The organism is Ningiella ruwaisensis, assembly GCF_004798935.1.
In the GTDB taxonomy this organism is placed as follows: domain Bacteria; phylum Pseudomonadota; class Gammaproteobacteria; order Enterobacterales; family Alteromonadaceae; genus Glaciecola; species Glaciecola ruwaisensis.
Genome location: NZ_RAHT01000002.1, coordinates 364595 through 387082, shown reverse-complemented (window position 1 = coordinate 387082; position 22488 = coordinate 364595). Strand labels below are relative to the sequence as shown.

At 42.7% G+C, this 22488-nt stretch carries 17 protein-coding genes; 9 read left to right on the top strand and 8 right to left on the bottom strand.

Annotated elements, in window-relative coordinates:
* The first annotated feature begins 202 nt into the window (after positions 1 to 202).
* Together D6V41_RS05145 and D6V41_RS05140 are read left to right on the top strand one after the other, a co-directional pair.
* On the top strand, positions 203 to 2035 hold the full coding sequence (locus tag D6V41_RS05145; protein WP_136250407.1) for a DUF294 nucleotidyltransferase-like domain-containing protein: 1833 nt from the start codon (positions 203 to 205) through the stop codon (positions 2033 to 2035).
* Positions 2035 to 2703: a 3'-5' exonuclease gene (locus tag D6V41_RS05140; RefSeq protein WP_136250406.1), complete on the top strand. Its 669-nt coding sequence runs from the start codon at positions 2035 to 2037 to the stop codon at positions 2701 to 2703. Before D6V41_RS05145 ends, D6V41_RS05140 begins: the two co-directional genes overlap by 1 nt.
* On the opposite strand, the gene D6V41_RS05135 is transcribed toward D6V41_RS05140, so the two are convergent.
* On the bottom strand, positions 2700 to 2918 hold the full coding sequence (locus D6V41_RS05135) for a hypothetical protein (protein WP_136250405.1): 219 nt from the start codon (positions 2916 to 2918) through the stop codon (positions 2700 to 2702). The genes D6V41_RS05140 and D6V41_RS05135 overlap by 4 nt on opposite strands.
* Positions 2919 to 3171: 253 nt before the next feature.
* Between D6V41_RS05135 and D6V41_RS05130 the strand changes: the two genes are divergently transcribed.
* From D6V41_RS05130 to D6V41_RS05120, 3 genes are all read left to right on the top strand, one after another.
* Positions 3172 to 4362, top strand: coding sequence for a tetratricopeptide repeat protein (locus D6V41_RS05130; protein WP_136250404.1), 1191 nt, complete (start codon positions 3172 to 3174; stop codon positions 4360 to 4362).
* An 84-nt stretch (positions 4363 to 4446) separates the two neighbouring features.
* Complete coding sequence (locus D6V41_RS05125; RefSeq protein WP_136250403.1) at positions 4447 to 5871, top strand: TonB-dependent receptor; 1425 nt, start codon at positions 4447 to 4449, stop codon at positions 5869 to 5871.
* 65 nt (positions 5872 to 5936) lie between these two features.
* On the top strand, positions 5937 to 7001 hold the full coding sequence (locus D6V41_RS05120) for a GGDEF domain-containing protein (RefSeq protein ID WP_136250402.1): 1065 nt from the start codon (positions 5937 to 5939) through the stop codon (positions 6999 to 7001).
* A 13-nt stretch (positions 7002 to 7014) separates the two neighbouring features.
* Here the strand turns inward: D6V41_RS05120 and D6V41_RS05115 are convergent, their stop codons facing one another.
* From D6V41_RS05115 to udk, 3 genes are all read right to left on the bottom strand, one after another.
* Entirely contained in the window at positions 7015 to 7854 is an 840-nt protein-coding gene (locus D6V41_RS05115; protein ID WP_136250401.1) for a 2OG-Fe(II) oxygenase family protein, read from the bottom strand.
* Positions 7855 to 8060: 206 nt separating this feature from the next.
* The gene (locus D6V41_RS05110) at positions 8061 to 9272 is read right to left on the bottom strand and encodes a NupC/NupG family nucleoside CNT transporter (protein ID WP_136250400.1); all 1212 of its coding nucleotides are present in this window, start codon (positions 9270 to 9272) and stop codon (positions 8061 to 8063) included.
* On the bottom strand, positions 9265 to 9906 hold the full coding sequence (gene udk / locus D6V41_RS05105; protein WP_136250399.1) for a uridine kinase: 642 nt from the start codon (positions 9904 to 9906) through the stop codon (positions 9265 to 9267). Before udk ends, D6V41_RS05110 begins: the two co-directional genes overlap by 8 nt.
* A 316-nt stretch (positions 9907 to 10222) precedes the next feature.
* Between udk and D6V41_RS05100 the strand changes: the two genes are divergently transcribed.
* Both D6V41_RS05100 and D6V41_RS05095 read left to right on the top strand, forming a co-directional pair.
* Positions 10223 to 13390 (top strand): TonB-dependent receptor, encoded by a 3168-nt coding sequence (locus D6V41_RS05100; RefSeq protein WP_136250398.1) that lies wholly within the window; start codon positions 10223 to 10225, stop codon positions 13388 to 13390.
* A gap of 322 nt (positions 13391 to 13712) precedes the next feature.
* Entirely contained in the window at positions 13713 to 16793 is a 3081-nt protein-coding gene (locus D6V41_RS05095; protein WP_136250397.1) for a TonB-dependent receptor domain-containing protein, read from the top strand.
* 80 nt (positions 16794 to 16873) lie between these two features.
* Here D6V41_RS05095 and nspC read toward each other — a convergent pair whose 3' ends face one another.
* From nspC to D6V41_RS05075, 4 genes are all read right to left on the bottom strand, one after another.
* On the bottom strand, positions 16874 to 18010 hold the full coding sequence (nspC, locus tag D6V41_RS05090; RefSeq protein WP_136250396.1) for a carboxynorspermidine decarboxylase: 1137 nt from the start codon (positions 18008 to 18010) through the stop codon (positions 16874 to 16876).
* Between the two features lie 236 nt (positions 18011 to 18246).
* Positions 18247 to 19449, bottom strand: coding sequence for a saccharopine dehydrogenase family protein (locus D6V41_RS05085; protein ID WP_136250395.1), 1203 nt, complete (start codon positions 19447 to 19449; stop codon positions 18247 to 18249).
* Positions 19450 to 19605: 156 nt separating this feature from the next.
* Complete coding sequence (locus D6V41_RS05080) at positions 19606 to 20016, bottom strand: hypothetical protein (RefSeq protein WP_241664429.1); 411 nt, start codon at positions 20014 to 20016, stop codon at positions 19606 to 19608.
* Between the two features lie 219 nt (positions 20017 to 20235).
* On the bottom strand, positions 20236 to 21132 hold the full coding sequence (locus D6V41_RS05075; RefSeq protein WP_136250394.1) for a 1-aminocyclopropane-1-carboxylate deaminase/D-cysteine desulfhydrase: 897 nt from the start codon (positions 21130 to 21132) through the stop codon (positions 20236 to 20238).
* Between the two features lie 178 nt (positions 21133 to 21310).
* Here D6V41_RS05075 and D6V41_RS05070 point away from each other — a divergent pair, with 178 nt between their 5' ends.
* Both D6V41_RS05070 and D6V41_RS05065 read left to right on the top strand, forming a co-directional pair.
* Entirely contained in the window at positions 21311 to 21823 is a 513-nt protein-coding gene (locus D6V41_RS05070; protein WP_241664428.1) for a chalcone isomerase family protein, read from the top strand.
* Positions 21824 to 21916: 93 nt separating this feature from the next.
* Positions 21917 to 22474 carry a DUF3833 domain-containing protein gene (locus D6V41_RS05065; RefSeq protein WP_179952539.1) on the top strand — a complete coding sequence of 186 codons (558 nt, stop codon included), beginning with the start codon at positions 21917 to 21919 and terminating at the stop codon, positions 22472 to 22474.
* Positions 22475 to 22488 lie beyond the last annotated feature (14 nt).

Sequence of the window (22488 nt, the reverse complement as noted above, 5' to 3'; positions counted from 1 at the left end):
AGTTATTTGCAAAAACTTGCTTTACCAAAAGAGAGAGGCTTCACAATATCAAAGCCGCTTTTCGTCATCCATGACCACTTCACCAAAACCATCCATGGTTTTGGAGACTTTGATATTGTGAAGCCTTTCTCTTTTGGTACAAATTTGTGGTGCAAACTGTTGAAATTAATAAAAATCGTTATTTTGAATAAGAGACAAACACATGACGGCTACGGCTCAACAAATCATTGATTTTTTACAAAACGAAGGGCCTTTTGATGAGCTTGATTCTGAGCTTCAGCAGGAGATAGCACAACACAGTCAGTTGATTTATCTGGCGGCTGAAAATCAAAAGGAGCTCATCGCACAGCATAAAGATGCACTGTTTGTAATTCAGTCGGGTCAATTTGCTGTGAAAGATTGTGATGGTCCTATTAAGCATTTAAGTGACGGTGACTACTTCGGATTTGCGCGCCTGCTCGACAAGGTGGATTACAACATCAATGTTGTTGTAGACAGTCCGGGAATAGTGCTTTGTATTGCAAAAGCATATTTTTTTAAAGCGATGGACAACCCGGCGTTTGCCCAGTTCTTCACCGCCTCTAAAAACGACGCGCTTCAGAATAAAGCGGTATCTGATTCAAACTCCATGTGGCTGTACAAACCGCTACATGAAGTTGTTCATCATACGCCCGTGTCTGTTGCGCCAAATGATAGTATTCAGCTTGCGGCTAAACGCATGAGTGAGCAGAAAGTTTCTTCGGTGCTGGTGATAGATAATAATGACTTGCTAGGTATAGCGACAGACAGAGATTTGCGTAATCGTGTTGTAGCAGTGGGCTTAAATACGCAATTACCCATCAAGCAAATCATGACAGAAAACCCGGCCTACTTAACCAAAAATAAAACAATATTTGACGCCATTTGCATCATGTCACAGTATGGCATTAATCACTTGCCCGTTTTGGACGCAGTAACAAAAACCCCGGTGGGCATGATCACAAACACCGATGTATCAAAGCAGCAGCGCGCAAATGTGCTCTTTGTTATAAGTGATTTAAGTAAAGCTGAAACCGTAGATGAACTGGTGTCAAAAGCCTGGCAAATACCGCAGTATTTAGCCTCTTCTGCCAAGCGAGCCGGAGACTTTGACATTGCCGGTAAAGTGCTCTCGCAAGCGACAGATATTATGACGCGTAAGCTTATTACCTTCTTTCAACAAGCGCATGGTCAGGCGCCCATGAATTATTGCTGGCTGGTGTATGGCTCTCAAGCCAGAGAAGATCAAACCATGGGCTCTGACCAAGACAATGCATTGTTGCTTGAACGAGAGCCGTCGCAACAAGAGGGCGAGTACTTTGAAAAGTTAGCTGATTTTGTTTGCGTAAACTTGGCGAAATGCGGAATTAAGCTATGTGATGGTAACATTATGGCCAGTAACCCTGCTTTGCGATTGTCTTTAGATGCAGCGGTAAAAGAGGCAAAGGCATGGGTAAAAAGCCCAACCAATCAGGCCATACTGGATTTTAATATTTTTTTGGATGCGCGCTCAGCAGCAGGTGACACTCGATTATTCGAAAAGTTACAGGCGCAGCGCAAGCCCCTGTTAAAGCAGTCCATGTTCCTCGCAGCACTGGCGAGAGCGGCAAACGAAACCAGTGTGCCCTTGTCTATGTTTCAAAAGTTCGTATATGCGAAAAATGCGGATTATAAAGACAGTATTGATCTTAAAAAGTCGGCCGTGGCCATTATTAATAATCTGGTAAGACTCTATGCATTAAGTGCGGGTCTGACCATGCCGGGCACGGTCGCCCGCCTCAAAAACCTCACGCCCGAATGCGGTCTATCAGAAAAAGATCGTAAAAACCTCATTGATATCTGGCTCTTTTTAAATCGTTTGCGCTGGCGACATCAGCTCACCAATAACGTACAAGACAACCTGGTTAGAGTAAGTGACCTATCTTCTATAGAAAAGCATCAACTTAAAGCGGCCTTTCAGGCTATTCATCGCGCTCAACAGGCGGCGGTGCTTAAATTCTCTGGAGGCATTGGCTGATGTTTGAATTTATCAAAAAGGTCGTGTTTGGTCAGTTTCCTATTCATGAAAAGTTTAAACATCAGTGTTATCCACAATTGCCGCTACTGGCATTAGACTTAGAACTAACCGACCTTAATACAGACATCGCTAAAGTCACATCCATCGGTTGGGTGTTTGGACAAAACTATCAAGTCGACCTGGCCAGTGCGGAATATGATGTTGTGCGAGCCAGTGGTGATTTGAAACAAAGCCCGGTAATCCATGGGCTCACCGCAAAAGACATAGCGCAAGGATGTCACGTTCGAGAGAAGGTCAAATTATTAGAGCAATACGTTGATAGTCACGTTTGGGTATTGCATAACGCAACGCTGGACATGCGCGTATTAAACCGGCTGTGGCAGGCATTGTCGCTGGAACAAACAAGCGTAACGACTATCGATACTATGTTGCTTGAAGTCTACGTCTGTGAGAAAACACATGGTTTTGTGCCAAGCTCAGGTGTAACGCTTAAAAGCGCAAGAAAGCGCTACGGCCTCTCCGATGCGCCTTTACACAATGCGCTGGACGATGCGCTCTCCACCTTAACCTTGCTAAATGCCCAATTGTACGCCCTAAACAAGCAGGGGCATATGAATCTGCAAGAACTTTCCCACACCCGCGCTATCAAATCGTATAAGCTTGGTTAAGGCTTGCTTGGCGTATTCTCTATTACTTCTGCCAACCTTGGATTATTATTGGTTTTTGCCAGCTCAACCAAATATTGCTGCTGAAGATTGTCAAGCTGTTGCTGCGCCAGCATCTCTTTTACTTTGTGTTCTTCATTATTGACGATAGCGGTTTTAAGCGCCGACATATCCAATATTGGACTATTACTGTCAGTTGTATCGTAGGATTTGGTCATAGTGTTTATTTCCTTTAAATATATTGAAGGCTTCTTAACAGAAACGCACATCTCTTAGATTGCTTTCTCATTAAAACCTTGTGTCGAAGGCGAAATTTTCAAGCCATAAGCAAACCATAGTTCATAATTGCAATACTGCCATCGATTCGCTTCTCATTTGTAAAAGACTTGCCAAAGCAAAAGTAAGCGTTTTGTTGAAAAGTTGTTAACAAAAGACTACGATTAACGGATAGCCGTAAGCTGGAGTAAATAGGTGAAACTTAGCAATCGGTACCCAATTTTTGCAACAATTCTGTGTGTTTTTTTAAGCGCATGTTCTTCCACATCGCGCACCGCTTCAGATATTCGATATCATGAATTACTTCATGATGAGTATTTTCCCGCATCCGACAGCGTAGAGATTGAGTCGCAAGATGCAATTTTTGCCCTTAGCCCAGAAGCCAAGTCCTTTGTTAATAATGTTGTTCTGCCTCGAAAGAGTCAAAAAGAGCAAGTGCATGCGCTAGTGAGCGCTATTTTTGATCATTCAAGCTTCGATTTGCTCTATAGTGCTGAAGCAAACAATACGGCCTCCCAAACGTTTAGTGAACGCGCTGCCAATTGTTTATCACTCACCATAATGACTTATGCAATGAGCAAGCATGTGGGCTTAAACTCATCGTTTCAGAAAATACTGATTCCTGAATTTTGGACCCTGCGAGAAGGGGTGACCATTCTCAATGGGCATGTAAATTTAAGAGTGAAGCCTGAAAGCCGATTTGGCAAAACCGTATGGGGGCAAAGTGACTTGGTAATTGACTTTGACCCTCAACAAGATACCGATTTATTTGCAGCAAAAGAGCTCTCAAAAGCGCAAATAAGCGCTATGTTTTACAATAACAAGGCGGCTGAATATATTCTTCAAAGAAACTACGATTTTGCTTATGCCTATCTCAAGCGTGCGCTCGAATACGACCCTTATTTTAAAGATGCCATGTTAAATTTAGGCTTTATTTACCGAAAAATAGACGCATTAGAAGAAGCTGAACAAGCATATCTGGCAGCAATAGCGGTTGATGAAGACTATCTTACAGCGTGGGATAATTTATCAACCCTTTATAAACATACAGATCGTCTGGAGCAAGCACAGCAAATAGAGCAGCGGCTTGTACGCATACGTGAAAATAACCCCTATTACCATTTTATGTTAGCCGAGATTGCTTATAATCGTGGTCAGTATGCGAGTAGCGCCAAGCATTACAAAAATGCTATTAAACTGGATAATAAGCTTCACCAGTTCTATTTCGGCCTGGCTCAAGCTTATTTTCAAATGAATGAGTTAGATCTGGCAAAACGCAATCTGACTTTGGCAAAGCGTAAATCAGGTAATAGCGAGCACACAGAGCGTTACGAAAGAAAAATAGACATGCTCAGCCAACTAAGCGCTCGAAATCATTCCAATTAGGCTTTATGCTATAGCGGCCGATAAGATAATTATTCTTCTGAAAAATCAGCATTATATTTCACACTTAAATCGCTTGGAGCCGCTATGGAAATTAAGAACGTTAGCTCTCGCACAACGTCGCAAAAAGCTTTACGAATCAATCTCGATGAAAAAAAATACGGTACGATTGTTGAGATTGGTGCAGGGCAGGAAGTCGCGAGACAGTTTTTTCTGGCAGGAGCCGCGGCTGGTACCATAGCGAAAACAATGTCAGCCTATGATATGAAGTTCTCGGATGCCATCTACGGCGTCCAGGACGATGGGCGCTATGTGAGTAAATCTCGTGTCAAAGCGATGATGGCACAAGAACTTGACTTGGTTCTTGAACGTGTAAGTGAAGTCCGCTCAAAATCTTCGCGATATTTTGCCTATGCAGCAACGGTGGCAGCAAAAAGTTTCAACCGACAAAATGAATGCCATGCCTGGTGCGGCATCCGCTTGCAAATGTATCCGGGAGCAGAACCTTCAAATATTAAAATTCACGTACGTATGCATGATGATAACGCAGAAGCGCAGCAGCAAGCGCTTGGCGTATTGGGCGTCAACCTCATTTATGCCGCGTTCTATTACTTCGAAAATCCAAAGATGATTATCGACTCGCTAACAGATAGCATCAAACCAGGCCGTATTGAAATTGATTCAATAGAGTTTGTTGGCCCATATTTTGAAGATATTGATAACAGAGCCATTAATTTACATCTCATCCGGAGCTGGAAAACCCGCGCCATCATGTTTAAGCCTGACGGCAGCATTTGTGTGCCAGCAGACATGCTATATAAGAAAAACGTCATAACTATTCGTGGATCTTTTCGTCCAGTGACCAATCTCAACGTGGATATGATTGAGCAGGGTAAAAAAGCGTTTTTTGAGCAAGATGGCGTTGATGAATCCAATACCGTCGCTATTGCTGAAATTTCACTAAATGATGCCAGAGGTAACGACAATCATGTGCCAGAAGAAGATTTAGTGCAGCGTGTGCAATTACTCAATGCATTGGGTTACAACGTGATGATTTCAGACTACACGCGTTATTTCAAATTGCGTGAATACTTCCGCCAGTACACCAAAATGGAAATTGGTATTGTTGTTGGCATGGTGAATTTAAAACAGATTTTTGATGAAGAATCCTATCGAGGCGTAGAAGGCGGCATTCTGGAAGGCTTTGGCAAGCTGTTTCCTGACAATACGCGCATGTTCATTTATCCTGAGTTAAACGCAGAGGGCGAAATACGCGATTTTTCAGAAGTGAAAGTGCCTAATCACCTGCGTTTTTTATATCGGCATTTGCTTGAAAATGACTTTTTAACTGCGCTTGAAACCAGTGACACTGAACTATTTAAAATTTACTCCCGTGAAGTCCTCAAACAGCTAAAAAATGGTCGGGGAAAATGGGAAAAACAGGTTCCAAAATTGGTCGCCGAGCAAATTATGGAGCGCGGCTTCTTTGGTTTTAAAAAGTCGCGCAGGTAGGAAAACAATTAAGATGAATTTCGCCATTTTCACATCCTTAAACTTGCCGTTTATAGGTTAGCCCTGTGAAGCTATGGTCTGCTCCTTTTACAGAACTTTCGATAGAACATAAGGGCTACTGGCGCGCGCGCTTGGTCTCCTGTATTTTGCTTATTGCGTGCGCTTTGTTTTTTGTTCTTTTTTGTATCAATGCGCTGTATTTCAAGGATCTTGACGTATCGATTATTGACGGCATTGGTTTTATTGCAGCTTCTGGCATTTATGTTCTGTTCAGACGTAAGCCAAATATAGAGTATGCATGTTGGGCGACCACGCTTATGGTAGTTGTGCTACTGATGTCCTTTGTGGTGCTAGTGGGTGGCTATTCACACTCGTTGTTTTGGGCAACGCTTATTCCACCGATCGCGTTTTTTTTGGTTGGCAGCAAATGGGGTACGCTCATAAGTGTTATTTGCTTTAGTATTTGCATATTTGTTGTGTATCAGCAAGTTGAGTCTCAGCAAACGGCTACATTTAAAACAGGTGCATTGTTAAATGTTATAGAAGTATGCATTGCTCATATATTCCTGTTTAGGTTCTACGAGCACTCCAGAGCATCAGCATACAAGCAACTACGCGACCGTAATGAAGAAATCAGTGCCTTGGCTGAAATTGATAAACTCACGCAGCTTTACAACCGTGAAAAACTTGACTCAGCTTTGAACGCACTTGCGAAACACAGCGCTAAACATCGACAGCCTTTGTCTTTGATGATTTTGGATATTGATCATTTTAAGAAAATTAACGACGAACATGGCCACTTGGAAGGGGACAAAGTTTTAAGTGAACTCGCTCTTAAATTGAAAGCAAAAATGCGACAAGATGACTTACTCGCGCGATGGGGCGGAGAAGAGTTTGTTATTCTGCTTAAGAACACACCACTTAATATTGCAAGCGAGCTGGCCGAGAGGCTTCGCGTGGAAACATCGGCGCAAGCAATTGTCAGCAAAAAACTGACTTTGAGTATTGGTGTAGGGGAATTTAATCCCCCTGAGTCTACTGAACAGTTTTTATCAAGAGTGGATGGCGCCCTTTATAAAGCTAAAGAACAAGGGCGCGATAGGGTAGTTACTGCATCAAAAAAAGAGTAGTACGCTAGACGCTTTACACAACTCCTAATTCTCGTAAACGTTCTTGCAAATAGCTTTCTGCCGTATAGTTATCGGATAAAACAACGTCAGGTCGGGGATGCAAAAACAAGGGCAGTGAAATACGGGCTCGACTGGTATCGGATCCTTCTGGATTAACCACACGATGCGTGGTTGAAGGAAAATGATGGCCAGATGCCTCTTGCAGCATATCACCGATATTCACAATCAAATTACCAAAATCACAGGGTACATCGAGCCAGGAGCCATCTTTTAATTTGACCTGTAAACCCGGTTCATTTGCAGAAGGTAAAATAGTTATCAAGTTAATATCTTCATGCGCGGCAGCTCGAATAGCGTCAGGCTCTTCATCACCCTGTAAAGGTGGGTAATGCAGTATGCGTAGTAAGGTTTGTTCACTATTTTTTATCATATTGGAAAGCGGTTCGCGATAATGTTTGCTGACATCATCAGGAGACTCTTGTTCTATCCAGTTAAGAAGTTCACTGGCCAATTCCAAAGTGCTTTCATAATAGGCATGGATTTCAGCTTTAAGATGGTCTGGGCACTGGCCCCAAGGATAATAGTGATAATACTCTTTGATGTCTTTTTTCTTAAAGCCTTTAGCCACCTCGGAAACGCGTTTAGGAAAAAATCCGTCTTGCGTACCTTTATTGTACAAATAGTCTTCCTTTTCATTGGAATTAAAAAACGCTTCCCAGTGCTTATAAATATCACTCACGCGCTCTTGCGAAATAGGATGGTTTTTTAATACGCCAAATCCTGTTTGGCGAAGCGACTCAACGAAGTCTTTAGCCGCTGTGGGCGATTGATAATCTACCGCTTCTAATTTCATGTTTGAGTGTCCGTTGTTAAATCAAAATTTGTTTATTGCATTGAGTGAAGTGTATCTAGATAAGGGAGAGGGGAGTCCAAATTATGAGCGTCACACGCCAAGGATGGCGTGTGTCGAGCGCCCAGGGATGGGTTTACAGCGTCTCATAATTTGGACTCCCCTCTCCCTTATCTAGATGCTTTCAATCTGCAAATGAGTGAGTTCACTCATGCCAAGGAAATAAAAATTCCTGCCAAGGCTGCGCTCATCAGGTTTGCCAAGGTTGCGGCCAATACCGCTTTTAAGCCTAAGCGCGCAATGTCTTTACGTCTGTTTGGTGCAATTGCTCCAATGCCACCTAGCAAAATGGCAATTGAGCTTAAATTTGCAAAACCGCACAATGCAAAAGTCACGATTGCTTTTGTTTGCTCAGAAAGCTGGTCGAAGTAAGTAACAAAGTTGGCATATGCTACAAACTCATTAACTACAACTTTCTGACCAATAAAGCTACCTGCCAGTTGCGCTTCGTTCCAGGGAACGCCGATAAGCCAAGCAATTGGCTGAAAAATAATTCCCAAAATGTATTCTATGGTTAAATTCTCAATGCCTACGTAGCCACCCAGTGCGCCTAAAATGCCGTTGAGCATGGCAATTAATGCAATAAAAGCCAACAGCATGGCACCTACATTAACAGCAAGGTTTAGCCCCGACGTCGCTCCGCTTGCCGCAGCGTCAAGCACATTAGCATATTCTTCAGTATCTGATTTGACGTCGGTCAAGGTTTGGTTGGGCGTGCTCGTTTCTGGCTCAATCAGCTTTGCCATTAGCAAGCCGCCGGGTGCGGCCATAAAGCTTGCCGCCAATAAATATTTAAGCTCAACACCAAGCTGTACATAACCCGCCATGATTGACCCTGCCACAGTGGCTAATCCGCCTACCATCACCGCGAATAATTCTGAGCGTGTCATTTGTGGCAGAAAGGGTTTGATTATCAATGGAGCTTCGGTTTGGCCTACAAAAATATTGGCTGCGGCTGACATGGACTCTGGATTACTTGTTCCCAATAGCTTATGAAGTGCACCGCCTATTATTCTGATGATCACTGACATGATTTTGAGATGGTATAGAACAGCGATTAAAGAAGAGAAAAAGATAATTACTGGCAGCACGTTGAATGCAAAAATGAAGCCCAGTGAATTATTACTTAAAGGGCCGAATAAAAACTCAATACCTGATTGAGAGTAGTCAATAATTCCTTGAATAAACATAGTGGCTTCGTTCAAAGCAACCACGCCAATATCGGTATAAAGAATAAATGCGCCAATGAGTACCTGCAGGCCAAAAGCGCCACCTACTGTTCGTAAATTAATGCTTTTTCTGGACTTACTGACTAACACCGCAACGGCTAATAAAAACAATACGCCTAAAATACTAACCATTATGGGTGTTTTCCTGTTTGTAGTTGGATAAATAACTGCTGACGACATCAACTGCCAGGTAATTTTCACCGCCGTGAGGCACGATCAAATCAGCGAATGTTTTAGAAGGTTCAATAAATTTGTGATACATGGGTTTAACGGTTGTTTCATATTGATGCGCCACGGATACCATGGATCGCCCGCGTTCTTGAGTGTCTCTGAGCATGCGTCGCATCAAACATACATCCAAGGCGGTATCCACAAACACTTTTATATCGAAGTGATCAAATAGCTGAATTTGCGTCAAAAGCATAATGCCTTCAATGACGATGATAGGAGCAGGTTTTATAATTTGAGTCTCAGCCAAGCGAGTATGCGTTTTATAACAATATGCAGGGTAGTCGATATTCTCACCCGCTTTTAAGGCGGCAAGGTGATGCCCCAGCAAATCATGCTCAAAGGCATCAGGATGGTCGTAGTTTGTTTCACTTCGCTTTTCAAGTGGAATATGATCTTGAGACTTGTAGTAGTGATCTTCTTGCAAAACCAATACCTCTTGGTCTTGCTGGCTAAGTTTAAGCGATAAATTTTGGGTAAATAGCGACTTTCCAGAGCCTGAAGCACCAGATATCGCAATTACGATTGGCTGATTCATTGGTAACGTAATGCATTGTATTTTTCGCAACTTTACCTTGTGAACCTGGCGGATTCAATTAAAACCCTAGTTTAAACACGTGCTGCTTATTTATTGCGCAATAAAACCGAGGATAATATCGAGAATAAAATCCAAGAATTACCAAGGTAAATCATAAAAGATTACTCACTAGCAATATGAGAAAAGTCGGGAAAAATGAAATATTAAACATTCATGAAGATTACAAACTGTAATAAAAGTGTCATAATTGGAACGGACAATGCCCCCGTCAAAATTAATTCAAAAAATTTTAAAAAAAACACATAGGGAAACAAAAATGTTTGCAAAGACTAAACTGAATAAAATCGCAGTTGCAGTCGCTATGTCCGTTGGTTTATCTACCGCGGCTATGGCACAGGAGACATCATCAGCCATGCAGGGGCGTATTACGACACCTGCCGGTACACCTGCTGCTGGAACTACAATTACGGTTATTCACGTACCTTCAGGCACTTCAAGAGAAGTGGTGGTTAACGAAGCTGGTAACTTTACGCTACGTGGTTTGCGCGTAGGTGGTCCATACAGAATTATCATCGATTCTGACGCTTATCAGGATACGACTGTTGACGGCGTTTTCATTAGCTTAGGTGAAGCGTTTGATGTCAACCTTCAATTAGAAGCAGATTCAGATGTAGAGACCATTGCTGTTAGTGCTTCTGCAATAAGCACCGGCTACTTTGGAGCAACAGGCCCAACAAGCATCTTCACACTTGATGACTTGGAAAATATGCCGGCTATCAACCGTGACATCAATGACATTATTCGTGCTGACCCAAGAATCTATATCGATGAAAGTTTCAACGATGCTATTCGATGCGGTGGCGCAAGCCCACGTTTTAACAGTTTGACACTTGACGGTGTGCGTCTAAACGATAACTTTGGATTAAACAGCAATGGTTACCCGACAGAGCGTATGCCGTTCTCTTTCGATGCAATCCAGGAAGTTGCCGTAGAACTGGCACCTTTTGACGTTCAATATGGTGGTTTTACTGCATGTAACATTAACGCAGTAACAAAATCAGGTACGAACGAAATCAAAGGCGGTGCGTTCTTTGACTTTACCAGTGATTCTTTCCGTGGTGACACTGTAAATGGTGAAGAGCAAGATAACGGAAACTACACTGAAAGACGCTACGGTGTAAATATTGGCGCGCCGTTAATCAAAGATACGTTATTCATTTATGGTGCGTATGAGAAAGTTGAGGGTGTTCAGTTATTTGATTATGCGATTGGAAGTAACATTTCTGCTCAAGATGTCGCTGACGTCCAACGTATTGCTCAAGAAGTATACGGCTATGATGCTGGTGGTATGCCAGGAAGTGCACCTATTGAAGATGAAAAAATCTTTTTGAAACTGGATTGGAACATTAACGATAACCATCGTGCATCGCTTGCCTATAACTACAATGATGGTTTTAGTATTAGTCAATCCGACAGTGGATCAAGAGCATTGTCTTTGTCGAATCACTTTTATGAGCGCGGTGCCGAGCTGGATTCAACCGTCCTTTCAGTATACTCAGATTGGTCAGAAAACTTTTCGACTGAACTTCGAGTAGGTCGCACCAACTTAGATAACCGTCAGATCTCGCTTGATGCTGCTTCTGGTTTTGGCGAAGTCCAAGTAAATACCGCTGGTGGCGGAACAATTTATATTGGTCCTGATGATTCACGTCAATCGAATGACCTGGATTGGGAAAATACCACCTTCAAGCTGGCTGGTACTTATTTCTGGGGCGACCATGAGATAACAGCAGGTATTGAGCGCGAAAGTCTAGACGTGTTCAACCTATTTATGCAGCACACTCAAGGTGAATATCGTTTTAATAGCATTGCTGACTTTGAAGCTGGCGACGTCTTTAGAATTTACTATAATAACTCGGCAGGTTCCAACGATCCAAACGATGCTGCTGCGTCTTTCAGCTATGATGTAACGACACTTTACATTCAAGATGAGTTTTACGTCACTGATGATATTCAGTTGATGGTAGGTCTTCGTTATGACGAGTGGTCATCTGACGATGTTCCGCGTTTGAACCAAAATTTCACCGACCGTTATGGCTTCCCTAATACACAAAATGTGGATGGTATTTCATTATTACAACCGCGCGTTGGAATGAACTGGGCCGTAGCCGACAACTTGGAGCTTCGAGCTGGTTTTGGTCGATACTCAGGCGGTAACCCTAATGTCTGGATATCTAACGCTTACTCTAACGATGGCGTGACGAATATTGGAACTTTCCAACAGGCTGGACGTTCTGGTGATATACCGGGCTTCACTGGAAATCTGTTTGATCTTGCATATACCGGCGAAGGTCGTCCAATTTTTGATATTCCGCAAGCATTGTTTGATGAAGTAGCGAACACTAGCACTACAACGGGTGATGGTGGGGTTGTCGCAACCGACCCTGATTTCGATATCCCTTCAGAGTGGAAATATGCAGTTGGCTTAACTTATATTGCTCCTCAGGATTACGTTATTACGGCGGACTACATCTATACCAACAAAGAAAACTCAGCCATTTATCGCGATGCGAATTTAACAGCCGTTGGTGCAGGGACGACCCTTGGAGGCCGTACTGATTATGCTTTGGTAGATCCATCACGACGTGAAGGCCAAGATTTTGTGCTTGGTAATGTTGCACAAGGCGACGGTGAATCAAGCATATTATCGGTCAGTGTGTCTAAAGACTGGGAAAATGGGTTTGACGCAGTATTAGGTTACGCTTATGTCGATTCTAAAGATGCTAACCCGATGACGAGTTCTGTCGCGTTTTCAAACTACGTGAACTTTGCGACAATTGATCCTAATAACCCTCAAGCAGCGACGTCGGACTATGAGATTCCACATCGCTTTACGCTTAGCTTAAGCTACGCTCAAGAATTTATCGATGGATATGAGACGCGTATCAGCTTATTCGGTACAGCAAGCGATGGTGAGACCACGTCGTATACTATGAATACATCAAATGTTGACGATGACAATGGTTTTACACAGGCCTTTGCTTATGACGCTTCAACATCTCGTCAATTGCTTTACGTTCCAGAATTGAACGATGCAAATGTGATTTTTGATGATGCTGCGACTGAAGCTGCTTTCAATGCATTTGTGGAAGCTGAAGGGTTAGAACGTGGAGCAAACGTAAATCGTAACTCAGTAAATGCAGATTGGTGGATTAAAGCCGATTTACGCATTTCACAGCAGTTGCCGGGCTTTATGGAAGGCCACAAAGCAAGCGCTTTCTTCGTAATTGAAAACTTGACCAATATGTTAAACGATGAATGGGGCGACTATCGTCAATTCTCATTTGTTGGAGAAAATGTAATTGATGTTCAAGTTAATCCAGAAGGTCAGTTTGTTTACAGCAACTTCTCAGCGCCAGAGCAGTCCATCAGCCGTGGACCTTCTCTTTGGGAAGTGCGTGTAGGTGTAAACTACCGCTTCTAATCTGAAGTGCATTTAATCAAACCCGGTAGCGAGAGTTATCGGGTTTTTTTATGCTTACTAGCTAGTCAAATTTAATCTAATTACTGCATCCAGTCTATCTGTGTATTGGAACAACTACTAACATCAAAGCATAAGAGCATTGCACTTTTAAGGTGCATGCACTAATTTTATAGTGCAATCCTTGTCAAATGAGCATTCAAAAGTTTAATTTTTTTCTAAAAAATTAACATAAGAAACAATAACATAAGGCTCATCTGGGTTGCGCTACAGGTAGGAATATAAATTGCTACCTTTTTATGATTACACACTTGTAGGACAACCAATGAAAACAAACACACTCAAATTCACACGTTCAGGTGTCAGTATTGCGCTTGCTTGCGCTTTATCTGCATCACCATCACTTGTACTTTCTCAAGAACAATCACAAGAACAAGACGAACAGCAAGTTGAGAAAATCATCGTAACAGGCTCTCGCGTATCGCAAGACTACACGCTTAAATCCGCAAGTCCTATATTATCAATTGGGGCGGATGATATTAAAACATCTGGTCAGGTCGACCTTGGTGCCTTACTCAGAGAGTCTCCACAACTACAAGCGTCACTTCCCGGTTCATTTTCTGCATTCAATGGTTCACCGCTTGGAGCAAGTTTGCTGGATTTACGTAACTTGGGCTCAGAGAGAACACTCGTTTTGGAAAATGGTCGCAGACACGTAGCTGGCATAGAAGGGGAAGGCTCTGTTGATGTAAACACCATTTCTACAGCTTTATTGAGGAATGTAGAAGTACTCACTGGAGGTGCTTCGGCTGTATATGGTGCTGACGCAGTAACAGGCGTTGTTAACTTTAACATGCGCGACGGCAGCAGCTTTGATGGCTTGGAACTAAGAGCGCAAGCAGGTGTTTCAGATCGTAATGATGCAAATGAATTTTTCATATCGCTGGCAAACGGATTTACCAGTAATGATGGTAAAGGTGATTTGGTTTTTGCAATCGAACATACACAGACAAGCCCTGTTTTTGCTCGTGATAGAGACTTTGCTGGTTCAGGGCGCGCGCAAAGAATACCAAATAGCGAGGATGTTATAAATCAGTTAGGAGTGGATCCACGCTTTAAGAGTGCCTATGTCAGTGACCAACGTTTACCAATATCTAGCGACAGAGGCGTGATTTCTCTTTCAGGAAGCGCATTTGGCGATGTGGCGGGCTCTGGAGGCCAAGTTGGATGTAACTTCTTAGGTGCTTCTCAAATTCCATCGTGCCAAGTGGTTGATGATGCGGGTAGTCTTCGCGCCTACAATCCTGGCGATATTTATTCAAACGCCTTTAATGCAAGTGGCGGCGATGCAGTTCCTGTTCTACCTGACAATCAGCTTATATTACCCGATACCAAGCGTACGCTTTTTCAGGCGGTAAGTAATTATGACGTAACGGATTTTTTAAGTTTGTTTATCGATGCGAAATATGTAACCAGTGATACTCAGGAAACAGACCAGGTAAATGGATTTAATGATGATATTCCTATCTCTTTAGATAATCCCTTCATACCCGCAGCGTTGCTATCGCAGATTCGGGCGCTGGAGTCGGAAGGTGTACCTGTAGATCTTGTTATGTCTCGTGACGCGCTTGATGTTTCTGCGCAGTCTAACCCTTTGGCTGAGCGCGATACGATGAGAGTTGTTATAGGTGTTGAAGGCTACATTCCTTCCACTTCCCTTGAGTACGAGTTGTCTTATAATTATGGCAAAACAGATGCAAATGTGACAACCAGAGAGCGGCTTGAAGATAGGTACTTTTCAGCTATTGATGCGGTTATTGATCCAGCAACGGGAGATATTGTTTGCAGATCTGATTTAGACAGTTCAGCAGTTCCGCCAACTTCCCCTTTCCCTGCGGCGAATGATAATTTTGGCTTTTTGACCTTTCAAGCTGGAGATGGTCAATGTGTGCCTATTAGCCTTTTTGGCAAGGATTCGATTAGCCAAGAAGGCGCTGATTTTATTTTCAGGCCTGATACGGAACAGACCGATATTAAGCAGGAAAATATATTAGCGCTTATTTCGGGCGATACCTCTGAATTATTTCAGTTACCCGCTGGACCTGTGCGCTTTGCTTTGGGTTATGAGTGGCGCCGAGAAACAAGTGAATACACACCTGGTAATTTTGCCGCATCGGGTTTTACTTTTACTACACAAGATTCTGATGCAGGTCCTACAAATCCTTCCTTTGGAGAATACGAGGTATCTGAATATTTTGTAGAAGCCTTCGTACCAATTATTGAAGGCGCATACCTTGCAGAGTTGATAGAGTTGCGCACCGCTTATCGATACTCTGATTATGACCCTTATGGAAGCACCGATGCTTGGACGGTTGGTTTCGTTTGGGAGCCGATAGATTCCCTCGCAATACGAAGTACCTTATCAGAAGCCGTTCGTGTGCCGAACATAGGCGAGGCGTTTGCGCCAACATTTTCAGCTACGCTTGGTGCCAGTTCAGATCCATGTAATCAGGCTGAAATAGGCGCAGGGTCACAATTCAGAGAAGCAAATTGTATCGCGTTGATTGGCAGTACAGTCGCTGATGGCACCTACGATTCTACCAATTTCGTGTCAGCGCGTATTTCAGGAACAACAGGTGGTAACCCGGATTTAGACCCTGAAGAGGCTGAAACATTGACCTTGGGAGTCGTCTGGACTCCCTCATCTGAGCTTGGTGTAGCACTTGATGGTCTGGTTGTAACCCTTGATTATTATGATATTCAAATTGACGGGCTTATTGATTCTTTAACAGGTTTTGATATCGCATCTAATTGTGTAGATGCACCTACTATTAACAATCAGTTTTGCGAAGCAATTGACAGGGATCCCACCAACGGTTTCATTACTGATTTTCGTTCAGGCTTCATTAATCTTGCCGCAGTAGAAACCAGCGGTATCGATTTCAGAGTTGATTATGACTATTCTCTAAACGAGGCTGGGTTGTTACAAATGACCCTGAACGGAACTCACTTTCTAAAAAATGAAGAAGTGCGTGATGTCTCCGCGCCGGACGAAGTAACTGATGTGCTTGGTACTTTTACTCGCCCAGAATGGATTATAAATTTCAACGCTGACTACATTTACGATAAATTTACCTTTGGTTATCGATTGAGATATGAGTCTGATCAGCTTTTACCGGGCTTAGAGCTTGAGGACGTACAAAATGATCCGGATTTTGTGAATATTACTCACACTGGTACAGCTTTTGTACATGACGTTTCACTTTCGTACGATTACGATGAAACTATTGAAATTTACGGAGGTGTCAACAATGCACTTGATGAAGAGCCATTCTTGTCGTCCTTATCAAGACCAGCCGGCCCACGAGGACGTTTTTACTATCTCGGTCTAAATTACACCTTGTAAGAACGGTTTTTCGACTTGAAAGGGCAAAAAAAGGGCGCTGAATGAATACAGCGCCCTGTTTCAATTTTTGAAAGATAGGATCAAGACAAACGTCCTTTAAAATCTTCGTAGCTAAACTGTCTGACTAAATCAAAGTCGCCATTTTTGCGTAAAATGCCAATACCAGGATGCTCAACACCATTGAAGAAGGTCGTTTTTACCATGGTGTAATGCAACATATCTTCAAATATCAGCCGCGTACCTGGCTTAAGTGGCTCGTCAAAGCTATACACTTCAATGACATCACCTGCCAAACAGGAATTACCACCAAAGCGATAATTGTATGCTTTTTCATTTTCTTTTCCGGCACCGGTAATGGTAGGACGATAAGGCATCTCAAGTACGTCAGGCATGTGAGCCGTAGCGGATATATCTAATATTGCGATCTTGTCTTCATTCTCAACAATATCTACCACTTCGGCTATAAGTGGTCCAGCTTGCCAGGCAACGGCAGAGCCAGGCTCCATAATAATGCGCAAGTTAGGATATTTAGCCTTGAAACGTTTAAGCGTTTGTATGAGGTGTTCAACGTCATATCCCTCACGGGTCATTAAATGTCCACCGCCAATGTTTAACCAGTGCAGTTGTGGTAGATACTGACCAAACTTTTTCTCAATCGCATCAAGCGTGCGTTCAGCCGCGTATGAATCACACTCACATAAATTATGCACATGGAAACCGTTGATATGTGATAAATCGGCACCTTCCAAATCGCGCGCCAAAATACCAAGGCGAGAACCCGGTGCACATGGGTCGTAAAGCGGTGTTTCGGCTTCCTGATTTTCTGGATTGACGCGCAATCCAGCTGAAATATCGCTATTTACAATAGCGTCTTTATGCTGATGCCATTGCGCTAGACTATTAAAGGATATGTGATTAACTAATCCCGTCAATTGCGCGATGTCTTTTGATTTATAAGCCGGCGAAAATACATGCACTTCACCGCCCATTTCTTCGCGCGCGAGGCGAGCTTCCCATACGCCGCTGGAAGTTGCCCCTTTAAGATATTGTTTAATGAGCCCAAAGGTTGACCACATAGAAAAACCTTTAAGCGCGAGAATAATATCCACGTCTGCCTCGCGCTGCACGCGCGCCATGATTTGCAAGTTTTGCTCTAATTTTTCTTCGTCACAAACATAACAGGGACTGGGAATATCGTCTCTTAAATATTTTTCCATTTTATTTCCTTCACCATTGAAACGGGCTCAAGATAAGTGCGACAGGGGACAGAAATTAAACTAAGTTTGCGCACAGTTTAAATGCAAGCGAGTTTAAACACAAAGAGGGAGGGGTCTAAGTAAATAAAGCGTCACATGCCATGGATGGCATGTGTCGAGCGACCATGGATGGTGCACAGCGTCTTTATTTACTTAGGCCCCTCCCTCTATTTAAACTCGCTGACCCTTTCAGGTATTTATTTACTGAAAGGACTGCTTTCGCATTCTATAACATGCCAGGGGAGGCCATGTTCATTTAGCATTTCCATAAACGGATCCGGGTCAAATTGCTCCATATTCCAAACACCCGGCTTATGCCATTTTTTGTTAAGCATTAACACTGAGCCAATCATGGCGGGTACGCCAGTAGTATAAGAAACTGCTTGAGCACCCACCTCCTCAAAACACTTGGCGTGATCGCAATTATTGTAGATAAATATCGTTTTCTCTTTACCGTCTTTTATGCCGGTAATATAGGTGCCAATGCAGGTCATTCCCGTATAACCATCTGCAAGTGAACCAGGGTTAGGAAGAACGGCTTTTAAAAACTCCAGCGGCACAATTTGTTGGCCCTGAAACTCAACCGGCTCAATGCTTGTCATGCCAATGCCTTCTAGCACGCGTAAATGCGTTAAATAAGCATCGCCAAAGGTCATCCAAAAACGGGCGCGCTTTAGTGTTGGGAAGTGTTTAACCAATGATTCCAATTCTTCATGGAACATCAAATAAGAAGCGCGCACGCCAATATTCTGATAATTCAGGTCTTCCCTCACGCTTAATGGATCTGTTTCTTTCCACTCGCCGTTCTCATAAAAGCGACCGCGCTGAGTGATTTCACGAATATTGATTTCAGGATTAAAATTAGTTGCAAAGGCCTGTCCGTGATCACCGCCATTACAATCCACAATATCCAGATAATGAATTTCATCAAAGTAGTGTTTAGCTGCGTATGCGGTATAAACATTGGTTACACCCGGGTCAAAGCCACTACCAAGCAGTGCCATAATCCCAGCATCTTTAAATTTGTCCTGATATGCCCACTGCCACGAGTATTCAAATTTTGCCTCGTCTTTTGGCTCGTAGTTTGCGGTGTCCAAATAGTCGGTTTTTGTTGCCAAACAGGCATCCATTATTGGCAAGTCTTGGTAGGGAAGCGCCAGGTTAATAACCAAATCAGGATTCACTTTGTTTATTAGCGCTTCAACTTCTTCTGCTTTATCAGCATCAAGCGCAAATACGCCCTTTACTCTATCTTCACCCACTTCATTTTGCAGAGCTTCACACTTGGCTACGGTGCGTGACGCCAGGTAAATTTCATCAAAAAATTGCGGCAGTCGCGCACACTTTTTTATGGTGACAGATGCAACACCGCCGGCGCCAATGATTAACACTCGAGACATAATAAGACCTCTATAAAACCTGATTGAAATTTTTGCGCATGATAACAGTGTGGCGCACAATCACAACTTTTTAAAGCAATAAACCAAACGATTAGCGCAGCTAGCAAAGGCAAAAAAATCTGAATCAAATATTATAAATAAGAGAATTAAAATTATTTAAAAATTACACGTAAATGGAGTGCCCAATCGAATGGTGTTTTTTTGTTGGATATATGGGTACAGGGTGACTGTATTTTCGCCATTTGAATCCGTAATATTGAACACAATCGCTTCACTTTCTGTAGCCTTTTGCGTGGTGATGGTCGCTGCATACACTAAAACGCTGATGGCGTTTTCAGCAATAATGCGATGCTCTGCAAGGCGTTCTTCCAAGACCTCAATCATGCCGCTTTGAGCATGTTCGTCTTTAGTATCGGTAAATACGCATTGAATATCGTTTTCGATGGACACAACAGCAAAGGGGTAAAGTGTGGAGGAACGAGCCAGCATGAGTTCACACACATCAAGCGCAGAATAAATCAATGCGGCATAAGGTATGTTTTGTTTTAAAATCATATTTGGCTTCAAAAGATATCCTCTAAATTTTACTTTAATAAGCAAGTTCTCTTATTTTTATTAACGGCTGGCTTATCAAAACAGTTCAGTAAAATAAGGGATAAACAGCTCGAATTTTCTTGATATTTAAGTGAAATTGATAAAAAAAGCGTAAAAATTTTTGTCTTATGACTTTATCTAAAAAATCACTTAAAACTTTCCTGCCAATCAACCGATCCTAATCTTCTGCAATTAAAGCGCAGTTTTTCTGTTACCTTGAAGTCCGCCAGTTTGGAGAATGAGGATTTTTTTGTTGCGAAAGCGCGCTTGCTGAAGCAGCATCTTTAAGGCGAAGAAGCTTTTCGTATTGTACACGCGATCTAATGTAAAATGAGTTTTACTAAATTGCTCACCAAATGCTTCAAGCTCCTTGGACAATTTTGCATATCCACCACATACGACTGATGCTTCATAAAATATTTCCCAGTTATGATAACTTGCGTCAGTATTTGGCAAAAGGCTTTCAACCGAGTCGGTTAGATACGCTTTTCCTTTGAGTACGGCGATGCCAAGCACCTGAGTCGCCAGCTTTGCCTTTCTTACGCCGCTGATAAGGCCGGCAAGCGTGCCGCCGCTTGCAACAGGAGCAAGGATGTAATCAAAGACTTGAGTGTGTTGCTTGTTAAGTTCTTCAATAATGTCTTCTACACCATGAATGCATGCTTCATTGGAACCACCTTCTGGGATCACATAGTCAACTTGCAATTCCTGTTTCAATTGCTCGATGTAGGCTTCATCGTTACGAAGGCGATATTCGTCACGGGATACAAAATGAATGCGACTTCCCCAATTTTTTATGTCAGATAGGGTGGGAGTCAAGGGGCTTTGAGGGTGCGCGCGAACAACAGCATGAAACTGGATATTGAGTACTTTGCACACATAGGCTAAAGCATGCAAATGGTTGGAATAGGCTCCACCAAAGCTTGCAAGAGCAGGTATGTTCTCCTTCACTAGCCAATAAGCTGTCGCTTTGAGCTTTCGCCATTTATTTCCGCTAATCACAGGATGAATAAGATCGTCCCGTTTGCACCAAATGTCTCGTCCCTCCATTTGAAATGTTTCAAGCGGAGAAGGCAGTTGAATACTCAACTTTTTTTCAAGTTCGCTTATCGGCGAATAAGGTAAAGGTGCAGAAATTGTAGGGCTCTCTGTATGAGCAATTAAATAACTAGAGTTTACGATGCCTTATGCATAATTAACAAATCTTAATGATCTAAAGGGCCGTGTTTGTGCGTTAATAGGGGCATATGCAAGTGAGGTTAGACTAATGAAATACGCAATTTCCCTTATCTTCGGAATGTTTCTGCTGATGAGTAATACCGCATACGGTGTGAAAACATACATAAGCAATCCAAAGCCTGTGGGCGAGGCTCGACTTGAAGTGTTATTTTGGGACATTTACGACGCAAAGCTTATTGCACCAGATGGCGAGTTTGATCGCAGCAAGCCTTTCGCTTTATCGCTGACTTACCTACGCGATTTTGAGGGCGAAAATATTGCCAGCCGTAGCGTTGACGAAATGCGAAAGCAAGGCATGAAAAACGAAGTCAAGCTTGCTAAGTGGTTTGAAAAAATGCGTCAGGTTTTTCCTAATGTTAATGAAGGCGAAACGCTTACTGGCGTTGTAGACGCAAACAGGCATAGCCATTTTTATTTTAACGACGAGAAACTGGGCACAATTGAGGATGAAGAGTTTACCCAATGGTTTTTTGATATTTGGCTTTCAGAACAAACGTCAGAACCAAAAATGCGTGAGCAATTGCTTGGTCTTCGAAATTAAATCTATATAAACTGAGTCATAGGGGCGCTTGATTATTGCGCCCTTTCTCTATCCAATGCTTTTCTTTTAATTGAACTACAACCGGAGTTGTTTATGAACATCCATCATCTGTTCTCAAATTTTTTAAAAACGCTAGGTGTGATTGCTGCTCTGCTTACTTTAAGCGCTTGTTCAATTTCGATTGACGGCGAATCTTACCGAGACGTTGAGCCGGAGTTTGATATTGATGAGTTTTTTGACGGAAAAGTAAAGGCGTGGGGTATTGTTCAAAATCGAAGCGGTGAAGTGGTACAGCGCTTTATCGTAGACATTGATGCCTACAAAGAAAACGGCAATCTAATCCTTGATGAAACCTTTGAATATGGTGTGGGCGATGGTGTTAAAAAGCGTGTATGGACCATTAGCAAAAACCCAGATGGCACATATACGGGCAATGCTGGCGATATTGCCGGTCCTGCTACGGGTATTTCTTACGGTAATGCGTTTAATTTTGCCTATGAAATGGATTTAGAGGTTGATGGCTCTACTTATCGTGTAAATTTCGATGATTGGTTTTGGGCCTTTAATTCCGACACGATGATGAATCGTTCATATATCAAAAAATTTGGTATCGTAATGGCGGAAGTAACCATTTTCATGCAAAAACAATAATTAAACATAAACGG

Coding starts and splice junctions, on each gene's coding strand:
- D6V41_RS05145 (WP_136250407.1), top strand. CDS start 203: ATGACGGCTACGGCTCAACAAATCATTGATTTTTTACAAAACGAAGGG.
- D6V41_RS05125 (WP_136250403.1), top strand. CDS start 4,447: ATGGAAATTAAGAACGTTAGCTCTCGCACAACGTCGCAAAAAGCTTTA.
- D6V41_RS05095 (WP_136250397.1), top strand. CDS start 13,713: ATGAAAACAAACACACTCAAATTCACACGTTCAGGTGTCAGTATTGCG.
- D6V41_RS05085 (WP_136250395.1), bottom strand. CDS start 19,449: ATGTCTCGAGTGTTAATCATTGGCGCCGGCGGTGTTGCATCTGTCACC.
- D6V41_RS05135 (WP_136250405.1), bottom strand. CDS start 2,918: ATGACCAAATCCTACGATACAACTGACAGTAATAGTCCAATATTGGAT.
- D6V41_RS05140 (WP_136250406.1), top strand. CDS start 2,035: ATGTTTGAATTTATCAAAAAGGTCGTGTTTGGTCAGTTTCCTATTCAT.
- D6V41_RS05070 (WP_241664428.1), top strand. CDS start 21,311: ATGAAATACGCAATTTCCCTTATCTTCGGAATGTTTCTGCTGATGAGT.
- udk (WP_136250399.1), bottom strand. CDS start 9,906: ATGAATCAGCCAATCGTAATTGCGATATCTGGTGCTTCAGGCTCTGGA.
- nspC (WP_136250396.1), bottom strand. CDS start 18,010: ATGGAAAAATATTTAAGAGACGATATTCCCAGTCCCTGTTATGTTTGT.
- D6V41_RS05065 (WP_179952539.1), top strand. CDS start 21,917: ATGAACATCCATCATCTGTTCTCAAATTTTTTAAAAACGCTAGGTGTG.
- D6V41_RS05110 (WP_136250400.1), bottom strand. CDS start 9,272: ATGGTTAGTATTTTAGGCGTATTGTTTTTATTAGCCGTTGCGGTGTTA.
- D6V41_RS05115 (WP_136250401.1), bottom strand. CDS start 7,854: ATGAAATTAGAAGCGGTAGATTATCAATCGCCCACAGCGGCTAAAGAC.
- D6V41_RS05100 (WP_136250398.1), top strand. CDS start 10,223: ATGTTTGCAAAGACTAAACTGAATAAAATCGCAGTTGCAGTCGCTATG.